1 protein-coding gene is annotated in these 712 nt (G+C 45.2%); it reads right to left on the bottom strand.

Annotated features, from left to right (window positions below; genetic code table 11):
- Window positions 1-35: 35 nt before the first annotated feature.
- Window positions 36-712, bottom strand: a 677-nt coding sequence (gene prsW, locus GRP75_RS28645) for a glutamic-type intramembrane protease PrsW (RefSeq protein WP_160791076.1), incomplete at its 5' end; no start/stop codon positions are given.

The following is a 712-nucleotide window of genomic DNA, read 5'->3' as shown; positions in this document are numbered from 1 at the left end:
CTAACAGGTTTGTCAGATCAGTGTGTCCCATTTCGTTACATATTAACCTTTTCTTCCCGCTTTAACAAGCGAAAAGGAGAACGGTTATTGGCTCGACTAATCTTCGCCATTCCTCCATACCATAGAAATGCCATAAGTGGAATGATAAACCAGATCCAGTCATGCGAAAATTTCGTTAAAATCAAATCGTATGCTCCGTGCCAGAACCATGGAAGCACCAATGACAGCAGCAACATGTATTTGCTCCTCAAGCCCTCTGAAAACTTAGCCTTCCCCATGTAGTAGCCCATCATTACGCCAAACATCGCATGACCGGATACAGGTAGCAATGATCTCATCAGCATCATGCTAACCGAAGCATGGCCCGCCCAGGCATATAACAGATTTTCAACCGTTGCAAATCCGAGTGAGACTGCGGCCGCATACAAAATACCATCATAAGGCTCGTCGAACTCGGTATGATTATAGATGATGTGATACAACAGAAACCATTTAAAAAACTCTTCCACCCCTGCTGAAATACCGAACACCTGGATTAACGTGTGATCCCCTAGCCAAAGCAGCAGCCCGCGTTGAAAAATCATGACAGGAAGAACCACCAAAAAGCCGAGCAAAAACACTTTAATAACCATGTGCAGTGGCTCCGAATCATACCTGTCCTTCAAGTAAAAATACATCAATAAGGCGAGACCCGGCGCTGTGGCTGCCGCTA

It is taken from the genome of Paenibacillus sp. OT2-17 (assembly GCF_009827695.1).
Classification (GTDB): Bacteria; Bacillota; Bacilli; order Paenibacillales; family Paenibacillaceae; genus Paenibacillus; species Paenibacillus polymyxa_B.
Note: the sequence above shows the minus strand (reverse complement) of the source record. Positions and strands in the feature narration are given on the sequence as shown.